This window comes from Planococcus sp. NCCP-2050 (assembly GCF_023708025.1).
GTDB lineage: Bacteria > Bacillota > Bacilli > Bacillales_A > Planococcaceae > Planococcus.
Map to the genome: position 1 here is coordinate 211,504 of NZ_BRCX01000003.1, position 17,681 is coordinate 229,184.

The 17,681-nt window shown below is 46.5% G+C and carries 22 protein-coding genes and 1 other annotated feature; all 22 genes read left to right on the forward strand.

Annotated elements, in window-relative coordinates:
- The first annotated feature begins 1 nt into the window (after position 1).
- Positions 2–1,042 carry a type IV pilus twitching motility protein PilT gene (locus NFU07_RS12575; RefSeq protein WP_251478640.1) on the forward strand — a complete coding sequence of 347 codons (1,041 nt, stop codon included), beginning with the start codon at positions 2–4 and terminating at the stop codon, positions 1,040–1,042.
- Between the two features lie 3 nt (positions 1,043–1,045).
- Complete coding sequence (locus tag NFU07_RS12580; RefSeq protein ID WP_251478642.1) at positions 1,046–2,257, forward strand: type II secretion system F family protein; 1,212 nt, start codon at positions 1,046–1,048, stop codon at positions 2,255–2,257.
- A 134-nt stretch (positions 2,258–2,391) separates the two neighbouring features.
- Positions 2,392–2,817 carry a prepilin-type N-terminal cleavage/methylation domain-containing protein gene (locus NFU07_RS12585; RefSeq protein WP_251478644.1) on the forward strand — a complete coding sequence of 142 codons (426 nt, stop codon included), beginning with the start codon at positions 2,392–2,394 and terminating at the stop codon, positions 2,815–2,817.
- Between the two features lie 54 nt (positions 2,818–2,871).
- Positions 2,872–3,810, forward strand: coding sequence for a type IV pilus biogenesis protein PilM (pilM, locus tag NFU07_RS12590; protein WP_251478646.1), 939 nt, complete (start codon positions 2,872–2,874; stop codon positions 3,808–3,810).
- Between the two features lie 2 nt (positions 3,811–3,812).
- Positions 3,813–4,577, forward strand: a complete 765-nt coding sequence (locus NFU07_RS12595) for a PilN domain-containing protein (RefSeq protein ID WP_251478648.1) — start codon at positions 3,813–3,815, stop codon at positions 4,575–4,577.
- Positions 4,574–5,536 carry a LysM peptidoglycan-binding domain-containing protein gene (locus NFU07_RS12600; RefSeq protein ID WP_251478650.1) on the forward strand — a complete coding sequence of 321 codons (963 nt, stop codon included), beginning with the start codon at positions 4,574–4,576 and terminating at the stop codon, positions 5,534–5,536. The genes NFU07_RS12595 and NFU07_RS12600 overlap by 4 nt, the downstream gene beginning before the upstream one ends.
- A gap of 147 nt (positions 5,537–5,683) precedes the next feature.
- Complete coding sequence (locus tag NFU07_RS12605) at positions 5,684–6,439, forward strand: prepilin peptidase (RefSeq protein ID WP_251478652.1); 756 nt, start codon at positions 5,684–5,686, stop codon at positions 6,437–6,439.
- 196 nt (positions 6,440–6,635) lie between these two features.
- Complete coding sequence (locus NFU07_RS12610; RefSeq protein ID WP_251478653.1) at positions 6,636–7,250, forward strand: Maf family protein; 615 nt, start codon at positions 6,636–6,638, stop codon at positions 7,248–7,250.
- Positions 7,237–7,932: a RadC family protein gene (gene radC / locus NFU07_RS12615; protein WP_251478655.1), complete on the forward strand. Its 696-nt coding sequence runs from the start codon at positions 7,237–7,239 to the stop codon at positions 7,930–7,932. The genes NFU07_RS12610 and radC overlap by 14 nt, the downstream gene beginning before the upstream one ends.
- A gap of 89 nt (positions 7,933–8,021) precedes the next feature.
- A complete protein-coding gene (locus NFU07_RS12620) occupies positions 8,022–9,050 on the forward strand; it encodes a rod shape-determining protein (protein ID WP_052651868.1) in 1,029 nt (342 codons plus the stop codon).
- Positions 9,051–9,064: 14 nt separating this feature from the next.
- Entirely contained in the window at positions 9,065–9,949 is an 885-nt protein-coding gene (mreC, locus tag NFU07_RS12625) for a rod shape-determining protein MreC (RefSeq protein WP_235198992.1), read from the forward strand.
- A complete protein-coding gene (gene mreD / locus NFU07_RS12630) occupies positions 9,946–10,491 on the forward strand; it encodes a rod shape-determining protein MreD (RefSeq protein ID WP_251478657.1) in 546 nt (181 codons plus the stop codon). Before mreC ends, mreD begins: the two co-directional genes overlap by 4 nt.
- A 34-nt stretch (positions 10,492–10,525) precedes the next feature.
- On the forward strand, positions 10,526–11,191 hold the full coding sequence (minC, locus tag NFU07_RS12635) for a septum site-determining protein MinC (protein ID WP_235198993.1): 666 nt from the start codon (positions 10,526–10,528) through the stop codon (positions 11,189–11,191).
- Between the two features lies 1 nt (position 11,192).
- Positions 11,193–11,993 carry a septum site-determining protein MinD gene (gene minD / locus NFU07_RS12640; RefSeq protein ID WP_235198994.1) on the forward strand — a complete coding sequence of 267 codons (801 nt, stop codon included), beginning with the start codon at positions 11,193–11,195 and terminating at the stop codon, positions 11,991–11,993.
- A gap of 99 nt (positions 11,994–12,092) precedes the next feature.
- A complete protein-coding gene (locus NFU07_RS12645) occupies positions 12,093–13,031 on the forward strand; it encodes a nuclease-related domain-containing protein (RefSeq protein WP_251478659.1) in 939 nt (312 codons plus the stop codon).
- A gap of 170 nt (positions 13,032–13,201) precedes the next feature.
- Positions 13,202–13,284, forward strand: a sequence feature (ribosomal protein L21 leader region).
- A gap of 14 nt (positions 13,285–13,298) precedes the next feature.
- Positions 13,299–13,607 (forward strand): 50S ribosomal protein L21, encoded by a 309-nt coding sequence (gene rplU / locus NFU07_RS12650; RefSeq protein WP_235198996.1) that lies wholly within the window; start codon positions 13,299–13,301, stop codon positions 13,605–13,607.
- A gap of 3 nt (positions 13,608–13,610) precedes the next feature.
- On the forward strand, positions 13,611–13,940 hold the full coding sequence (locus NFU07_RS12655; RefSeq protein WP_251478661.1) for a ribosomal-processing cysteine protease Prp: 330 nt from the start codon (positions 13,611–13,613) through the stop codon (positions 13,938–13,940).
- A gap of 13 nt (positions 13,941–13,953) precedes the next feature.
- Positions 13,954–14,244, forward strand: coding sequence for a 50S ribosomal protein L27 (rpmA, locus tag NFU07_RS12660; protein ID WP_008431505.1), 291 nt, complete (start codon positions 13,954–13,956; stop codon positions 14,242–14,244).
- Between the two features lie 147 nt (positions 14,245–14,391).
- On the forward strand, positions 14,392–14,904 hold the full coding sequence (locus NFU07_RS12665; RefSeq protein WP_251478663.1) for a Spo0B domain-containing protein: 513 nt from the start codon (positions 14,392–14,394) through the stop codon (positions 14,902–14,904).
- 1 nt (position 14,905) lies between these two features.
- Entirely contained in the window at positions 14,906–16,195 is a 1,290-nt protein-coding gene (obgE, locus tag NFU07_RS12670) for a GTPase ObgE (protein WP_251478665.1), read from the forward strand.
- An 81-nt stretch (positions 16,196–16,276) separates the two neighbouring features.
- Complete coding sequence (locus tag NFU07_RS12675) at positions 16,277–16,729, forward strand: ACT domain-containing protein (RefSeq protein WP_285835964.1); 453 nt, start codon at positions 16,277–16,279, stop codon at positions 16,727–16,729.
- Between the two features lie 15 nt (positions 16,730–16,744).
- Positions 16,745–17,614, forward strand: coding sequence for a prephenate dehydratase (gene pheA, locus NFU07_RS12680; RefSeq protein ID WP_251478667.1), 870 nt, complete (start codon positions 16,745–16,747; stop codon positions 17,612–17,614).
- The last annotated feature ends 67 nt before the right edge of the window (positions 17,615–17,681 follow it).

Here is a 17,681-nt window from a genome sequence, read left to right on the forward strand (position 1 = left end):
TATGCCAAATGATTATATTAACAAAGTATTAACTGCTGCCCAGGAAAAAAATGTATCGGATATCCACATCACAGTCGGAATTCCGCCGGTCTTTCGGATGCACGGAAAGCTTCAGAGATTCGGCGATGAAAATATTACACCGGAACTTTCACGGGAAATCGGGAAAGCGCTAATCCCAGAGAAACTATGGGACGTTTTTCTTGAAAAAGGGGAAATGGACTATTCCTACTCATTGCCTGGTGTTGCGCGTTTCCGCGTCAACTCATTCCAACAGCGTGGGTCGATCTCCCATGCTTTTCGGATGATTCCGACGCATATTCCGACAGTTGAAGACTTGAATATGCCGCCGACTTTGAAAAACTTGGCTGAGATTAATCAAGGGCTGATTCTAGTGACAGGACCCACTGGTTCTGGGAAATCAACAACGCTCGCTGCGATGATCCGCCATATAAATGAGAAAATGAATAAACATATTATTACGCTGGAAGATCCGATTGAATATTTGCATCAACACGGCTCATCGATTATTGACCAGCGGGAAGTGGGATTTGATACGGATTCTTTTGCAAATGGTCTGCGGGCTGCATTGCGCCAAGATCCGGATGTAATTTTAGTAGGAGAAATGCGGGATTTGGAAACCATTTCAACAGCCATTACAGCTGCTGAAACAGGCCATTTGGTTATGGCGACGCTCCACACTTCAAGTGCTGCATCGACCATTGAACGGATTATCGACGTCTTCCCGCCGGAACAGCAATCACAAGTGCGTACACAGCTCGGCGGCGTTTTAAAAGCGGTCATTGCGCAGCGCTTACTGCCGACTGCGGACAATCAAGGCCGAGTTGCCGCGACTGAAATCATGATCAATAATACGGCTATCGCCAATTTGATCCGAACCGAAAAAGTGCATCAAATTCCGAATGTTATCTTAACGAACCGTTCTGCAGGCATGCATATGATGCTGACAACGATTCAAAATCTCCTTTCGCAAGGGAAAATTTCCCGCCAGACAGCACAGCCTTTTCTGGAAGGAGAGGAATAGAATATGGCGCGTTTTAAATACGAAGGACGTGACCGGAAGAGGATCCGTTCCGGCATTGTGGTGGCTACGAGCCGGCGTGATGCAGTGGAGCGTTTGCGAGATGAAGGCATCAAAGTCATTGATATTCGTGAAGTGGAAACCACGGCATTGCAAAAAGATATTACGATCGGCAATCCGGTGAAACGTGATCAGTTCATTATGTTCCTTCGCCAGTTTTCGACGTTGATGCGAGCGGGAGTAACGATTGTTGATGCGGTGCGGATTCTTTCAAAGCAAGTGGACTCAAAGCCGTTGCGGAAAACCTTGGTTGAAGTCGATGAAGAATTACGGAAAGGGAATACCTTGTCCGATTCATTGGAAAAATACCCGAAAATATTTGAACCCTTAACCATCAATTTAATCCGGGCAGGAGAATTGTCTGGAAATATTGATGAATCGCTGGACCGTTTAGCGACGCATTACGACAAAGCCTATCAAACGAGGCAAAAAGTCATTTCGGCGATGACTTACCCTGCAATTGTTGGTGTGTTAGCTGTAGTAGTCGTCATTTTCCTCCTTTCTTCAATTGTGCCGATGTTTGTCGACATGTTCGCGAGTTTCGGCGGAGAATTGCCGGCGCTGACGAAATTCGTCATGCTGGCCAGTGATTTTGTAATCGCCTACTGGTATGTCTTGCTGCTCATTGTCATATTGATTGCCGGAACTTATTGGATGATGAGGCGAAATCCTGCTGGCAATATGCTATTGGATAAAGCAGTTTTGAAAGTGCCGATTTTCGGCAATATCATGAAAAAATCGGCTTTAGCAAGGCTAACAAGAACCTTAAGTTCGCTATTCTCAAGCTCGGTGCCGATTTTGCAAGCGATGACCATGACCGAAAAAGTGGTCGGAAATGCCGTCATGTCAAAAGTTCTTTTGGCAGCCCGGGATTCACTTGAACGCGGAGGATCTTTAACAGAACCGATGAAAAACCATTGGGCCTTTCCACCGCTGATTCCTCATATGATTTCGATAGGAGAGCAGACAGGAGCGCTTGACCATATGCTTGAAAAAGTAGCAGAGTTCTACGAAAAAGAAGTTGAGCAGGAAACGGACCGCTTAAAGGCATTAATTGAACCGCTCATGATTGTGTTCTTGGCATTGCTTGTAGGTACTATAGTACTATCTATTATGATGCCGATGTTTGGAATGTTTGAAAATGTAGACAATATGTAGGGTCTAAAGTTGTTTTAAGATGTAAATTTTTTATAAATTTTTATGATTTTACTATTGTTTATTTTAGTTCTATTGATATAATAAGATTGTACTCGTTCAGTACCAATTTAACCGAATATGGGAGGCATACATTCATGAAAAAATTTATTCAAAAAAAATTAAAAGATCAAAAAGGGTTGACCTTAATTGAGCTTTTAGCAGTAATTGTTATTATCGCTATAATTGCAGCGATTGCAATACCGGCTATTGGTAATATTATTGATAATTCTAGAAAAGATGCTTTGATTTCGGATGCACAAAACGTATTGTCGGCAGCAAACCTTTATTTTGCTGACAATGGTGAAAAAACTACAGTAAGTCTTTCCGAATTGGAAGCGACGGGTGGTTATTTAGAAACTTCTGGTGGGGTAACCGCTGCTACAGTAACTAAAGGTTCTCCGAATTCAATTACATTTACGGGAACAGCCGGAAGTACCACTTATTCTGATGTAACCGCTACAGCAGACTCATTATCTTCCCAAGGGAGAGATTTATTAACCGGTGGCACTGAAGAAGAGTAATTTTTAGTATTTTCGACTAAGACTAAGTATTTATTATTATTAGGAGCTGAAAAAATGGCCTTATCGTTTTTATCGAGAAAAGCAAGAGTCGTGACCATTACTATAGAAGAAGACGCAATCCGGCACGTGGATATTCGGTCGGCTTCGCCGCTTCAGCTGAGCTGTGCGGAAGAGATGGATCTTCCGCAAGGCATCATTGAAGACGGCAAGATTGTGGACAGCGACGCGCTTGAATCGATTCTCGATAAGGCTGTTGATCAGTGGGGTCTCTCTAAGAAGTCAGTCCGCTTCCTCGCCCCTGACGAATTCGTTATTATCCGCAAAGTGAATTACCCCGAAGATATTGAAGCCGATGAATTGAAAGGCCACTTTTTCATTGAAATCGGCTCTACGCTTTACCTTCCGTTCGAAGATCCTGTATTCGATGTCGTGCCTTATGAATCGGATTCGGAAGAACCGGAAGCGATCATCATTGCCTCAAAAGAATCGGTGATTTCCGATTACGAGCGCGCATTTGACCGGGCAAAACTCGATCCGGTTGTAGCGGATATTACGCCGCTTGCCTTATACCGCCTCGGCTTTTTGCAGCATGATTTCCAGAAAGACGAGCACATCATGTTAATCGATATCCAGTCGACAAAAATGACGGTCTCGATTTTCCATGAGCATTATCCGTTATTCATGCGTCCTGTGGAATTTGACGCATTCGGCGGTTTAGTTTTGGATACTGAAACAATCACGTCTACCATTGAAACTGAATCCGAAAAATTAGCTAATTTTTATCGCTACAACATGAACGGCGGAGAAGCCGGCATTACGCATATCGTCTGCAACGGGGAGTTTGAAGACTGGTTTACGTTCCAGTCCCGCCTTGAAGAGCGGTTTGCGGTGCCTGTCACTCCACTCGTTATTGATTCCATTCCGTCCGATCAAGTGAAAAGTGTACCTGTACGCTTCAATCGTGCTATCGGTCTTGCGTTGAAAGAGGTGTAAGTATGCTGGTTGATATTAATTTATTGCCGCAAAAGGAACGGGACCGTCCCGCTTTCCTGATTGCGGCACTTTCGATTTTATTGGTAGCTGTCATTATTTGGGCGGTTCTCTTTTTCATGGCTCGCGCCAATACAGCAGAACAAAATGATTATTTGGTACAGTCCGAACAAATTGCGGCAGAACAAGCGATTTTGCGTGCTGAAATCGAGCAGACTTCCGGGTTGAACGAAGAACAGCAATTGCAGGCGACAGTCGATTGGGCTGTGAACTACCAATACGATACCGTTCCTTTATTGAACGAAATGGTGTCGATCTTGCCTGAACGCGGATTTTTCAATAGTTTTTCTTACATAGCGCCTAACCAGGCGACATTGACTTTGCAATTTGATACGACGCGGGAAGCCGCGTATTATTTGACGCAGTTAAAAGCATCTGATTTGATCGCTTCTGCGACCTTGGATTCTGTAGCAAATCAAGCCGTGGATACAGCGGTTGTCGAAGGGGAAGAAATCCCGGAAGACGCGATGCTTGAAAATCCGCGTTATTTGGCAACTTATTCGATTGTTTTTGTAGATGAGCGTATTCCGGCAGAAGGAACTGCAGAAGGCGAAGTGGTGGACGGAGAAGTCGTTGCCCCGCCAGTTGAAGAAGTTCCGGCAGAAACAGCACCCGTAGAAGAAACTCCTATAGAAGAGACACCAGTAGAAGAAGCCCCGGCAACTGACGCAGATGCTGTTCCGGCTGAAACGGAGGGGGATTTGCGATGAGCAGTTTGACTCGAAGACAAAAAGAAATGGGGCTCGTGGTCCTGGCTGTTTTATTCCTTTTAGGTTTAGCTGCTTATTCGTATTTTGGCATCTATACTCCTGCCCGCGATGCAAAACTTCAGGCAGAGCAGTTATTGTCCTCTGAACGGGAAGTGCTGATGGCGCTTGAGACGCAAGTGAAATCAAAGCCGGTTGGCGAAAAAATCAGCATTTCAGACCTGCAGCAGAAAGTTTCAGTGGAACCGCTGACTGATCTGATTCTTTTGCAAGTGGAACAAGCGGAATTGATTTCCGATACCCTTGCATTATCGATCGCATTTACGGAAGGGCCGCTTGAATTATTGCAGCCGGTTGAAGGCGTCGAGAATATCCAGGAAGTGCTGACGACAGTTGAGATCGAAGCCGCTGATTACGGCAGCATCCTTCGTTTTATCCGCGAAATCGAATCGATGGACCGGATCATGATCATCGATGCAATCGATTTCGGGGCGAATCCGGAAGTGACGCAAGTATCGGAAGAAAATGAAACTTTAACAGCGTCACTTACTTTCTCCGCATTTTACCGCCCGGATTTGATCGCTTTGCAAGATACAATGCCTAAAGTTGCGGTACCGGCACCTGCTGGGAAAAGCAATCCTTTGCCGCAGAACGACGGAACGGACCTAGAATTAGAGACGACAACGCCTGAGGCTGTGGAAGTACCAGCAGCGGATTCGACACCTTCGGCAGATGCGGACGAGGAAAGCGTGGACGTTTCAAAAATTGATACACAAGACAGCTTCCAAGTTGCCGGCCTTTCTGAACAAATTCATCAGATCCAAGCCGGCGACACGCTTTCTGCGATTTCGCTCGAATATTTCGGTGATGCCGATAAAGTAGCTGAATTGCAAGAAGCGAATGGACTGGACAGCACGATGATTTTCACAGGAGACAGTTTAGTTATTCCTGCACTTACATAATAAATGATTATAGGCCTAGCGCTGGGCTGATGCTTCGTATTTAAGGGCTCTTAAGTTTATTCTCAAAATCAAAGGAAGACCGTTGTTTCCAAAAAAAGTGGATTCAGCTTATTTGCCATGCAAAAAAACGGATGAAAAGGGGCAGCTATGACAATCACCTATACAGTGTTTTCGTTTATTTTCGGACTGGTTTTTGGTTCTTTCTTTAATGTGGTTGGCCTTCGGGTACCGAAAAAGGAATCAATCGCTTATCCGCCTTCCCATTGCACAAAATGCAACCGCCAGCTGACGGCGCTTGATCTCGTGCCGGTATTTTCTTATCTCTTCCTGCGCGGCAAATGCCGATCGTGCGGCGAGAAGATCCACTGGGTTTATCCGCTGATGGAATTCTTCACTGCGGTATTATTTGCGTTCTCATTTTGGGACTTCGGATTCACGCCAGAACTCCTCATTGCGATTCTTTTTGTGTCGCTTCTCGTGATTATCACGGTTTCAGATATCGCTTATATGCTGATTCCGGATAAAGTATTACTGCCGTTTGCGCTTCTCTTGCTTGTGCTCCGTTTCTTCATCCCGCTTGACCCGTGGTGGGATTCGATTTTAGGCGCCGTCGTCGGCTTCCTTCTATTGTTCTTGATTGCGGTCGTATCAAAAGGCGGCATGGGCGGCGGCGACATCAAATTGTTTTTTGTCATCGGCCTCGTGCTTGGGACGACGGGTACTTTGCTGACATTGTTTTTAGCTTCTTTGATCGGTGCGATTGCGGGAATTTTCCAACTGCGAATAAAAAAAGCTGGCAGAAAAACACCGGTTCCATTTGGTCCTTCAATTGCGCTAGGCGCGTTGATTGTCTATTTCTGGGGTGAGCCGCTGCTTGATTGGTATTTCGGATTTTTAGGATGAAGCATAGGCTTCGTCCTTTTTTCTTTGCACCAAAATAAATATTTGAAAGCTGTTGGATATGCGAATAATAAAAAATAGAGCGGCAAATCCTATTTTTGATTCGGCCTATAGCTTTAAAAATCATTTTTCGCATTCCGGAGAAATTTTTCAAACTGAAAAATTTTCGGTATGATGCTAAAAAAGGGAGGAATGCGAAATGAAATTCAAAGCAAATCAGCCGGTTGTCTTGGCATCGGCATCGCCGCGTCGAAAAGAATTACTGGAAGGGCTCGGCATTGACTTTAAAATTATCCCGAGTAAGAAAGCGGAACCTGCGCCTGATAATTTCAATACGGCTGTGGAATATGTAGTCGAATGTGCACTTCAAAAAGCGAAGGAAGTTGCCAAACAGGCGCCGGAGTCCGTTGTCATCGGTTCGGATACCGTTGTTGTGCTTGTCGGAGAGATCTTGCTGAAGCCGAAAGATAAAGAGCAGGCACGGAATTTTTTGGCGCGTTTGTCCGGCAACACACATGAAGTGGTTACGGCGCTAGCGATTAAACAAGGAGATAACGAGCAAACATTTTATGAAGAAACTGAAGTGACTTTCTACGAGCTGGACTCAGCGTGGATCGAAGCATATATCAACACGAGCGATCCATACGATAAGGCAGGTGCATACGGGATCCAAACAGCGTCCGGTTTATTTGTCAAAGAAATTAAAGGTGATTACCAAACCGTTGTCGGGTTGCCGGTTGCGAGCCTTGCCCGGAAACTGGAACAATCCGGCTATATTTCATTGGAAGGGAGCCATGTCCATGCTGACTTCTGAACAGCCGTTGATGATCCGGGACGTCCATGCGCAGGACCGGCCGCGTGAGCGGCTGGTCAACCAAGGCGCTACGAGTTTATCCAACCAGGAACTCATTGCCATTTTGCTCCGCACCGGGACGAAACAGGAATCGGTCCTGCATCTGTCCAACCAAGTGCTTCACCATTTCGAGCATCTTCACCATTTAAAAGATGCGACGATCGAAGAAATGACTTCCATTAAAGGCATCGGCCAAGCAAAGGCTGTCCAGCTGCTCGCTGCAATCGAACTTGGCCGCCGTTTATCCTCCAAACAGACTGACACGAAATATACGATCCGTTCCCCAAAAGATGCCGCCTCTTATTTGATGGCGGATATGACTTCCCTCAAACAAGAACATTTCGTGGTTCTTTTTCTTAACATCAAAAATCAAGTCATGCATAAGCAAACCATTTTTGTCGGCAGTTTAAATGCGAGCATCGTCCATCCACGTGAAATTTTTCGTGAAGCAGTGCGAAGATCGGCTGCTTCCATCGTCTGTGCGCATAATCACCCTTCCGGCAACCCGGCGCCTTCACCGGAAGATATCGCCGTTACGAAGCGCCTGATGGAGGCTGGCAGCATTGTCGGAATCGAACTATTGGATCATATCGTCATTGGTGACCATCAATTCATTTCTTTGAATGAAAAGGGCTATATGTAACACTGTTGTTTTCTTTACTTTTCAGCTATAATGAAAGGTATTGTGTAAACACTATGGCTTTTTGGCATATAAAGAAGGGAAGATTTGACTTGTTTGGAATCGGATCAAAAGATGTAGGAATAGACTTAGGTACTGCTAATACGTTAGTTTTTGTAAAAAATAAAGGGATTGTTCTTCGTGAACCTTCAGTTGTCGCGAAAAACACAAGCACAGGTGAGATCGTCGCTGTCGGAAACGATGCGCGCAATATGATCGGACGGACTCCTGGGTCCATCGTAGCGATCCGTCCGATGAGAGACGGCGTTATCGCTGACTATGATACAACCACCGCAATGATTCAATATTACTTGAAAGAAGCAATGAAAGTGGCAGGCGGGACTTGGAAAAAGTCGAACGTCATGATTTGTGTGCCTTATGGCATCACTTCAGTTGAGCGCCGTGCGATTATCGATGCATCCCGCCAAGCGGGAGCTCGGGAAGCTTTCACAATCGAAGAGCCTTTTGCAGCTGCAATCGGTGCAAATCTTCCGGTATGGGAACCTACGGGCAGTATGGTCGTCGATATTGGTGGCGGTACTACTGAAGTTGCAGTCATTTCACTTGGCGGCATTGTAACAAGCGAATCGGTTCGGGTTGCCGGCGATTCAATGGACCAGGCAATTACGCAATACATCCGTAAAACGTATAACTTAACAATCGGTGAACGGACAGCAGAAGCGGTTAAAATGGAAATTGGTTCAGCTCGTGCAGCAACAGAAGCCGAGAAGAATTTGAAAATGGAGATCCGCGGACGCGATCTTTTGACGGGCCTTCCAAAAACAATTGAAATTTCAGCGGACGAAATTGCGGAAGCATTGAAAGAGTCAATTGCCGCAATCATCGACGGCGTGAAGAAAACGCTCGAAACAACGCCGCCTGAATTATCAGCGGATGTCATGGAACGCGGAATCGTCTTGACCGGAGGCGGAGCGCTTCTAAAAAACCTGGACAAAGTTATTTCAGATGTTACAATGATGCCTGTTATAATTGCAGATGATCCATTGGATTGTGTCGCAATTGGAACTGGTAAAGCTTTAGATAATATGGATCAGATCCGACGCCAGCAATCGCATAAATAAGGAGGATTGCACTAATGCCACAGTTTTTTTCGAATAAACGGCTTATCTTGCTGCTGTTGGGCGTTATCCTACTCGTCGCTTTGATTTCTTTTTCTTTGCGCGATCGGGATAATGTGTCATTGCCGGAGCAGATCATCAAAGATGCCGTTGGTGCTGGGCAATCGGTCTTTTCAGGGCCCGCACATTTTGTCACAGGAGTTTTCGATAACGTGGATTCGCTTTTGAATACATATGAAGAAAACAAATACCTGAAATCACGTCTGGAAGAATTTGCAACGGTCCAGGCGGAAGTCACGGATCTTCGTTCTGAAAACGCGGAACTGAAAGAACTGGTCGGCAAAGAAGAGGATTTACGGGATTATAATCCAATCCAGGCAACCGTCATTGCACGGAACCCGGATCAATGGGAAGAGAAAATCGTCATCAATAAAGGCGAGACGAGCGGCGTGAAACCGAATATGGCCGTCATGACAGCGCGAGGTTTGATCGGCAAGGTGACTTTAGTGACCAAATTGTCTTCAACGGTTGAATTGATTTCCACTCAAAACCCGAACTATCGCGTATCTGCGATGGTGCTCGGCGGCGATAAAGCGGTATTCGGCCTGATTGAAGGCTATGATGCTGACCGCCGGGAATTGCTTTTGAAGCGGATTGATGCGGAAATCGAACTTAAAGAAGGGCAAAAAGTCGTTTCCAGCGGGCTTGGCGGGATTTTCCCGAAAGGCATCGTGATCGGGGAAATTACGGAAGTGGCCATCGATGAATTCGGTTTGACCAAACTTGCTTACATCAAACCGGCGGCAGACTTCACCTTGCTGAACCATGTCGTCATAGCTGATCGGCTGACGCCGGAAGTGGACGGGGAAGATAATGGGGAGACAGGAGACGGTGAATCATGATCCGTTACCTGATCCCGCTTATCGGCCTGGTCCTGTTTTTCCTTGAACCTGTTTTCGGACTCTTCTCACCGCTGCAGATGAATGGCGATTATTATTACATCGTCCCGCGCTTTTTGATCATGTTCCTGATATTCGTGTCCGTTTATTACGATACAAAACGGGCAATGTACTACGGATTATTCTTCGGACTCTTGTATGATGTCTTTTTCATTGATATTATTGGTTTATATTCTTTTCTGTATCCGGCCGTTTGTGTAATCGCCGGCTACACCGTAAAATCGATCCATCGGAATTTATTCATCACGACTGTTTTGACTTTGGTCTTGACGGCGCTTTTCGAATTTGTCCTGTTTCAATTCTTTTCGTTGATCGGACTTGCTTCGATGCCGGTTAAAGCCTTTTTGGAGACCCGCTTGCTTCCGACGATGATTGCGAATTCGCTGTTTTTATTCATCTTGGGATGGGCTTTCAGATCGGTGATCGTGGCCCGTTTTATCGAACGCCAGAACAGTCCAGGATTATCCGGCTACAACGGCCAATAAGGCTTATTTTAATGAAAGCGCAGGTGACACATTTTTGAGGAATCTTGTCTATATCAAAGGGACGAAACAAGGGCTCGTTCTGCAGCTCGACGACCAGTGTTCTTACACCGATCTGCTGACGGAGCTGCAGGCAAAGGTGTCGGATCCTGCGCTTGATGGCAGTGCGGAAGTGCAGATTCATCTGGGGAACCGGTATTGCACGGAAGCGCAGACAAAAGAAGTCATTGCGATCACGCAAAGCAATTCGCATCTTCGGGTGTCGAGCGTGAGAAGCGATGTCATCACTGTCGAAGAAAGCAACCGCCGGATCATGGAACGCCAATCCGAAACTTATGTCGGCATTGTGCGTTCAGGCCAGGTGGTCAAAGCGGAAGGCGATCTAGTCGTGGTCGGGGATGTCAATCCGAACGCGAAAGTGGTCGCTGGAGGCAATATATATGTGCTCGGCCGTCTAAAAGGAATGGCTCATGCCGGAGCAAACGGCAACCGTGAAGCGGTCATTGCGGCTTCATGGCTGGAAGCGACGCATCTGAAAATCGATGACGCGCTGGAAACGATGACCGATGAATTGACGGTGCTTTCCGAGCAGCCGGAAATGGAATGTGCTTATTTACATACGAATGGCCATATCATCATCGACCGCTTGCAGGAATTGCGATTTATACGGCCGCAAATTTCAACGTTTAAAGGAGGAAGCTAATGTGGGAGAAGCAATAGTCATAACGTCAGGTAAGGGAGGCGTCGGTAAAACGACGACGACCGCCAATCTCGGCACTGCATTGGCTCTTCAAGGCAAAAAAGTATGCTTAATCGATACCGATATCGGTTTGCGGAATTTAGACGTTATTTTGGGACTCGAAAACCGGATCATCTACGATTTGGTCGACGTTCTCGATGGCCGCTGCAAAGTCCACCAGGCGCTTGTCAAAGACAAGCGTTTTGATGACATGCTGTATTTATTGCCAGCTGCTCAAACAACGGATAAGAACGCAATCAATCCGGAGCAAATGAAAGAATTGGTAACGAAACTGAAAGAAGACTATGATTTCGTCATTATCGATTGCCCGGCCGGCATCGAGCAAGGCTATAAAAATGCCGTAGCGGGTGCCGATAAAGCGATCGTCGTAACGACCCCTGAAATTTCAGCGGTGCGCGATGCTGACCGGATCATCGGTCTCCTTGAGCTTGAAGAAAACATCGAGCCGCCGAAATTGATCATCAACCGCATCCGCCAGCATTTGATGAAAGCCGGCGAAGCGTTGGATGTCAATGAAATTACGACGCATCTGTCGATCGATTTACTCGGAATCGTCGCTGATGATGAGACGGTTATCTCGAGTTCAAACCGCGGCGAACCTGTCGTGATGGATCCGAACAACCGCGCAGCAATGGGTTACCGCAACATCGCTCGCCGTATTTTAGGCGAATCTGTGCCACTCATGACGATGGACCAGAAGAGCGGCGGCGTGTTCTCAAAAATCAAAGCCATTTTTTCTAAATAATTTACAATGATGATGCCCCCGCATCCGAATTGTTTCTGCTTGTTAACGAGGAGAGACAGTTTGGAAACGGGGGTTTTTATTTGGAATGGGAGGTGTAAAGTGAACGAACGGTTGTTGGCTCAAATGATTTTGGCGGAAAGAGTTTCGAAAAACCATCCTGCCTGGATTTCCATTTTCAGCGAATTAAAAAATTCACTGGCTGGAGCAGGAGGAGAAAGTCGGACCTTCTCCCTTTTGAAAAGGGAGTTGGTTCTTCCGGGGCAGACAATTATTCTGACGGATTTGTCGATTCCGCATAAAGACGGTTATGCGCAAGTAGACCTTCTCGTAGTGAATCGGGAATTTGTCTGCGTTCTTGAAGTGAAAAACATGAAAGGCGATTTTTACTTTGACTCGGAAAATTTCCAATTCCATCGGACAGTGGACGGGCGTATTGAAGGGATGAAAAGCCCAGAGTCTCAACTGCATCGTGCAGTGAAAGCGACAGAAAGGTTTTTGGGAATTCCTGTCACTGGCGTCATTGTACTGGCGAGCCGTTCAGGAAGAGTGGTAGAGGGACCGAAGAACTATCCGGCCGTGTCTCTGGATTACTTGCCGTTTTACTTGGAAAGTTTGGCTGGTGGAAGAATGCTGCTTGATGAGAATAAGGTGTCGGCGAAAGTAAGGGCTCTGCCTAAGAAAAGTTTCCAGCAGAATTTGTTGGAGCGCTATGCCCTTGATGTCGGCTCATTGCGTCTCGGCGTAACTTGTCCGCAGTGCAGAAATTCTGCTTTGATAAGAAAAAATCGAAAATGGCATTGTGCTGGCTGCGGCGGCTATTTCCGTGATGCACATGAAGTTACGCTACAGGAATATGCGGTTTTATTCGGAGCGGAGCTGCCGACGAATTTTGCTTATCGGCTGCTCGGTGTCGAAGACAAATATTTGCTTTACCGGTTGTTGGAAAACTCTGCACTGCAGGGAAATGAACGCGGCAAACGATGGATTGTTCCGAGGCGGGAGTTATTGGAGACGTATTTTGGGTCGATATGGAGCTGAACGCACCTCGCTGCGATTGTTTCGCACCTCAGGGCAATTTTTCCGCACCTCAAACGAAAATTTTCACACCTCGCAGCAGAAAGTTCGCACCCCAACGCGCACTATTTAATAAAACCATTGACGGGCCATGCGCTGCCGTGGTATTATTCTAATGTTATGTTTGTAGCGCACCTGTGCTACAACCGCTCGAATCAGGTTATATAAGAATCAGCAGCAATGCCGATCACCTGAATAGGCGAGTCTTAGTCTAAGAGGAGGTGCAAGGATATGTACGCAATTATTGAAACTGGTGGTAAACAAATCAAAGTTGAAGCGGGCCAAGAAATCTACGTTGAGAAATTGAACGGTGAAGCTGGTGACGTGATCACATTTGATAAAGTTCTATTTGTAGGTGGAGACGATTCTAAAGTGGGTGTTCCTTTTGTTGAAGGAGCTACTGTATCGGCAACTGTTGTTAAAAACGGCCGCGCTAAAAAGATTACTGTTTTCAAATACAAAGCGAAAAAGAACTACCGTAAAAAACAAGGTCATCGTCAGCCATACACAAAATTGACTGTCGACGCGATCAACCTGTAAGACATGATTAACGTAAAAATTAAAGAAGCGTCAGGCCGCATTTCTTCTTTCGAAATGTCGGGTCATGCGGACTTTGCAGAACACGGGCAAGATTTGGTATGTGCCGGAGCATCAGCTGTTTCTTTTGGAGCGGTGAACGCCATCATGGAACTTACCGGAATCGAACCGGCTATTACGCAATCTGAAAGCGGCTATTTAAAAGTCGGTTTCCCGGATGGCCTGGACGAGAAAACAGATGGACAGGTTCAATTGCTTGTTCGCAGCATGATTGTTTCATTAAAAACGATTGAACAAGACTATGAAGAATATATTAAAATAACCTTCACAGCTTAGGAGGTGGGACAGAATGTTAAGATTAGATCTTCAGTTTTTCGCATCTAAAAAAGGTGTAGGTTCAACGAGAAACGGACGTGACTCAGAATCTAAACGCCTTGGCGCTAAACGTGCAGACGGCCAAGAAGTAACTGGTGGTTCAATTTTATACCGTCAACGCGGTACTAAAATTTATCCAGGTGAAAACGTTGGACGCGGTGGAGACGATACTCTTTTTGCTAAAATCGACGGAGTCGTACGTTTCGAACGTTACGGACGCGATAAGAAAAAAGTGAGCGTGTACCCAGTAGCACAAGAAGCTTAATACAAAACGAAAGGGCTGCGCATGCAGTCCTTTTTATTTTGAAAAACTATGGCGGTGTTTTGTAAATTGGTTTCGCCGCTTCTTTTTCCGGGAAATCCATCGAAAAAATTGGTATACTGAAAAAAGAAGACGAACAGGACGTGACTTATGAAAACACCAATGACAGTGGCACAATCGCTTCGGCATGCGCGCCATGATTTCTTGAATGAATTGCAGTTGATCAAAATGAATTTGGATCTTGGGCGCCTTGATGAGGTCCAGGCGATTATTCGCTCGCATGGCGAAGCGGCTGTGCAGATGAGCCGGCTCTCGGGATTGAAAATGGAAAAGACGGAAGAGTGGCTGCTGCTAGCGCAATGGCGCTTTCCGGAAATCCGTTTTCATCTGAGCTGCCTGGCGGCAAAGGCACCAGTCCATTTGGATGAAACCTATTCGAAAACGATTGAAGCGCTTATCAGAGCGGCGCTTGAACAGACGGATCCTTACGAGGAGTACGAATGCTTCATCACGTTTTCGAACGAAGATTCTTTTTTTATTGCAGAGATTCGGTTGACTGGTGAATGGACAGAATTAGCGGTTCCGGAAACGGAGCTTGAGATAGTGAAAGCGTGCGAACCGGATGGCTTGAAAATCGCCATACGCGCACAGATGGAGGGATAATATGTTTGTCGATCACGTAAAAGTTTATGTTAGAGGTGGGGACGGCGGAGATGGAATGGTCGCATTCCGCCGCGAAAAATATGTACCGAACGGGGGACCTGCAGGCGGCGACGGCGGTAAAGGCGCGGATGTTGTCTTTATCGTTGAAGAAGGCTTGCGCACATTGATGGATTTCCGCTACAAACGGATTTTTAAGGCAGACCGCGGTACACACGGCATGAGCGCCAATAAACACGGTGCGAAAGCTTCGGATTTGATCATCAAAGTTCCGCCTGGCACGGTTGTAAAAGATGCAGATACAGGCGAAACGATCGCCGATTTAGTGGAACACGGACAGACAGCTGTCATTGCTCGCGGCGGACGCGGCGGACGCGGAAATTCCCGTTTTGCGACGCCGCAGAACCCGGCTCCGGAATTATCGGAAAAAGGGGAACCTGGATTTGAGCGCAATGTCATATTGGAATTGAAAGTATTGGCGGATGCTGGGTTAGTCGGATTCCCGAGTGTCGGGAAATCTACTTTATTGTCAGTCGTTTCGGCTGCAAAACCGAAAATCGCTGAATACCACTTTACAACAATCGTACCGAATCTCGGAATGGTTGAAACAGATGACCACCGCAGTTTCGTTATGGCCGATTTGCCAGGATTGATTGAAGGCGCGCATGAAGGTGTTGGCCTTGGGCATCAATTCCTGCGCCATATCGAACGTACGCGGGTTATCATCCACGTAATCGATATGTCCGGGATGGAAGGCCGTGATCCGTATGAGGATTACGTGACCATCAATGAAGAGTTGAAGCAGTACAATATGCGCCTGACAGAACGCCCGCAAGTCATTGTGGCGAACAAGATGGATATGCCGGATTCGGAAGAGAATTTGAAAAAGTTCCGCGAGAAAATGCCGGAAGATGCACAGATCTTCCCGATTTCAGCACTATCGCGCCAAGGCTTGTCGAATCTTTTATTCGCAGTGACGGATCTAGTAGAAGTCACTCCAGAATTCCCATTGATCGACGAAGCGGCAGACGAGTCTGAAAGCTCTGTATTGTACAAGCACGAAGCGCAAGGCGATGGCTTTGAAATTACGCGCGACCCGGATGGTTCGTTTGTTCTTTCAGGCTATGCAATCGAGCGTCTTTTCAAGATGACCGACTTCTCGCGTGAAGATTCAATCCGCCGATTTGCCCGCCAGATGCGCGGCATGGGGATCGATGATGCACTTCGTGAACGCGGCGCTGAAAACGGCGACACGGTTCGTTTGATGGAATTTGAATTTGAATTTATGGATTGATCGAAGGATCAGTCCGGATAGAGCTCAGCTGGCCACTTGTGCCGGCTGGGTTTAGTTTCTCTTTAGATGGAGGGTTAATGGATGAAGGATATATCAGAACAACGGTATTATTTGGTGCGCGAAGACGTTTTGACGGAAGCGATGCAAAAAACGCTTGAAGTGAAAAGACTGCTGCAGCGCGAACATATGTCCATATTAGACGCAGTCAATAAAACAGGTCTTTCGCGTTCCGCGTTCTATAAATACCGGGACGCTGTATTCCCGTTCCACTCAATTGTCAAAGAGCGGATTTTGACAGTGTTCTTGCAGCTTGAGGACCGGTCGGGAACGCTTGCGACATTATTGCAGTCGGTTGCGGAAGCCCGGTGCAATATTTTGACCATTCATCAGACCATTCCGATCCAAGGCCGTGCCAATGTCACGCTTTCCTTGGATGTAACGGCGATGGAGTTGGAGTTGGAAACTTTCTTGCAGCAGCTGAAAAAACTCGATTTTGTCGAGTCGGCTGATGTGGTTTCAAGTGGATTATCTTAATAGAGGAGTGGTTGGATGGCTGAAAAAAGTTTGAAAAACCGAATTTCTTTTTTAGGGCCGGAAGCGTCTTTTACGCATTTGGCAGCTTCACGTGTCTTTCCGAGCAGCACATTGGTTCCCTTCACTTCCATTCCTGAATGCATAGAAGCAGTGGCAGAAGGCAGCGTCGAGTATGCTGTCGTGCCGCTGGAAAATGCATTGGAAGGATCTGTTCCACTGACAGTGGATTATTTATTCCACGAAGCGCAATTATACGTGGTGGCAGAAGTGCTTTCACCGATCAGCCAGCATTTATTGGTCCATCCGGAAAATGCAGGGGCAGAATCATTGGAAGCGATCTATTCACACCCGCACGCATTGGCGCAATGCCATAAATTTCTTTACTATACATATAAAAACACACCGCTTGAGCAATACAGCTCGACGGCCGCTGCTGCGAAAATGGTCAGCGAGATACCGGAACGCAATATTGCAGCGATTGGCAATGAATTCTCAGCCGAGAAATACGGCTTGACGATTCTGCAGCGCGATATCCATGATTTCCACTTCAACCATACCCGCTTTTTCGTGTTGTCGAAAACCAATCACCGCCTGGAAGATCCGAGCCACGAAGGCCAAGTGAAAACAACCTTGATGATTTCACCGCCAAAAGACGACCATTCCGGCGTGCTTCACCAGGTACTTTCCGTCTTTGCATGGCGCCAGCTTAACTTGAGCAAAATCGAATCGCGTCCGCTTAAAACTGGCCTCGGCAATTATTTCTTCATCACCGACGTCTTAGAAGACGAACAGGCACCGATGATGCGAGGGGCGTTCGAGGAACTTACGGCGCTTGGCTGCGAAGTGAAAAGTCTGGGGTCGTATTATACGTATAAGAGCGAGTGATAAAATCCCGCGGCGATGGCGCCGTGGGATTTTTTCTGCCTAGCAGCGATTTTTGCAAATATAGTAG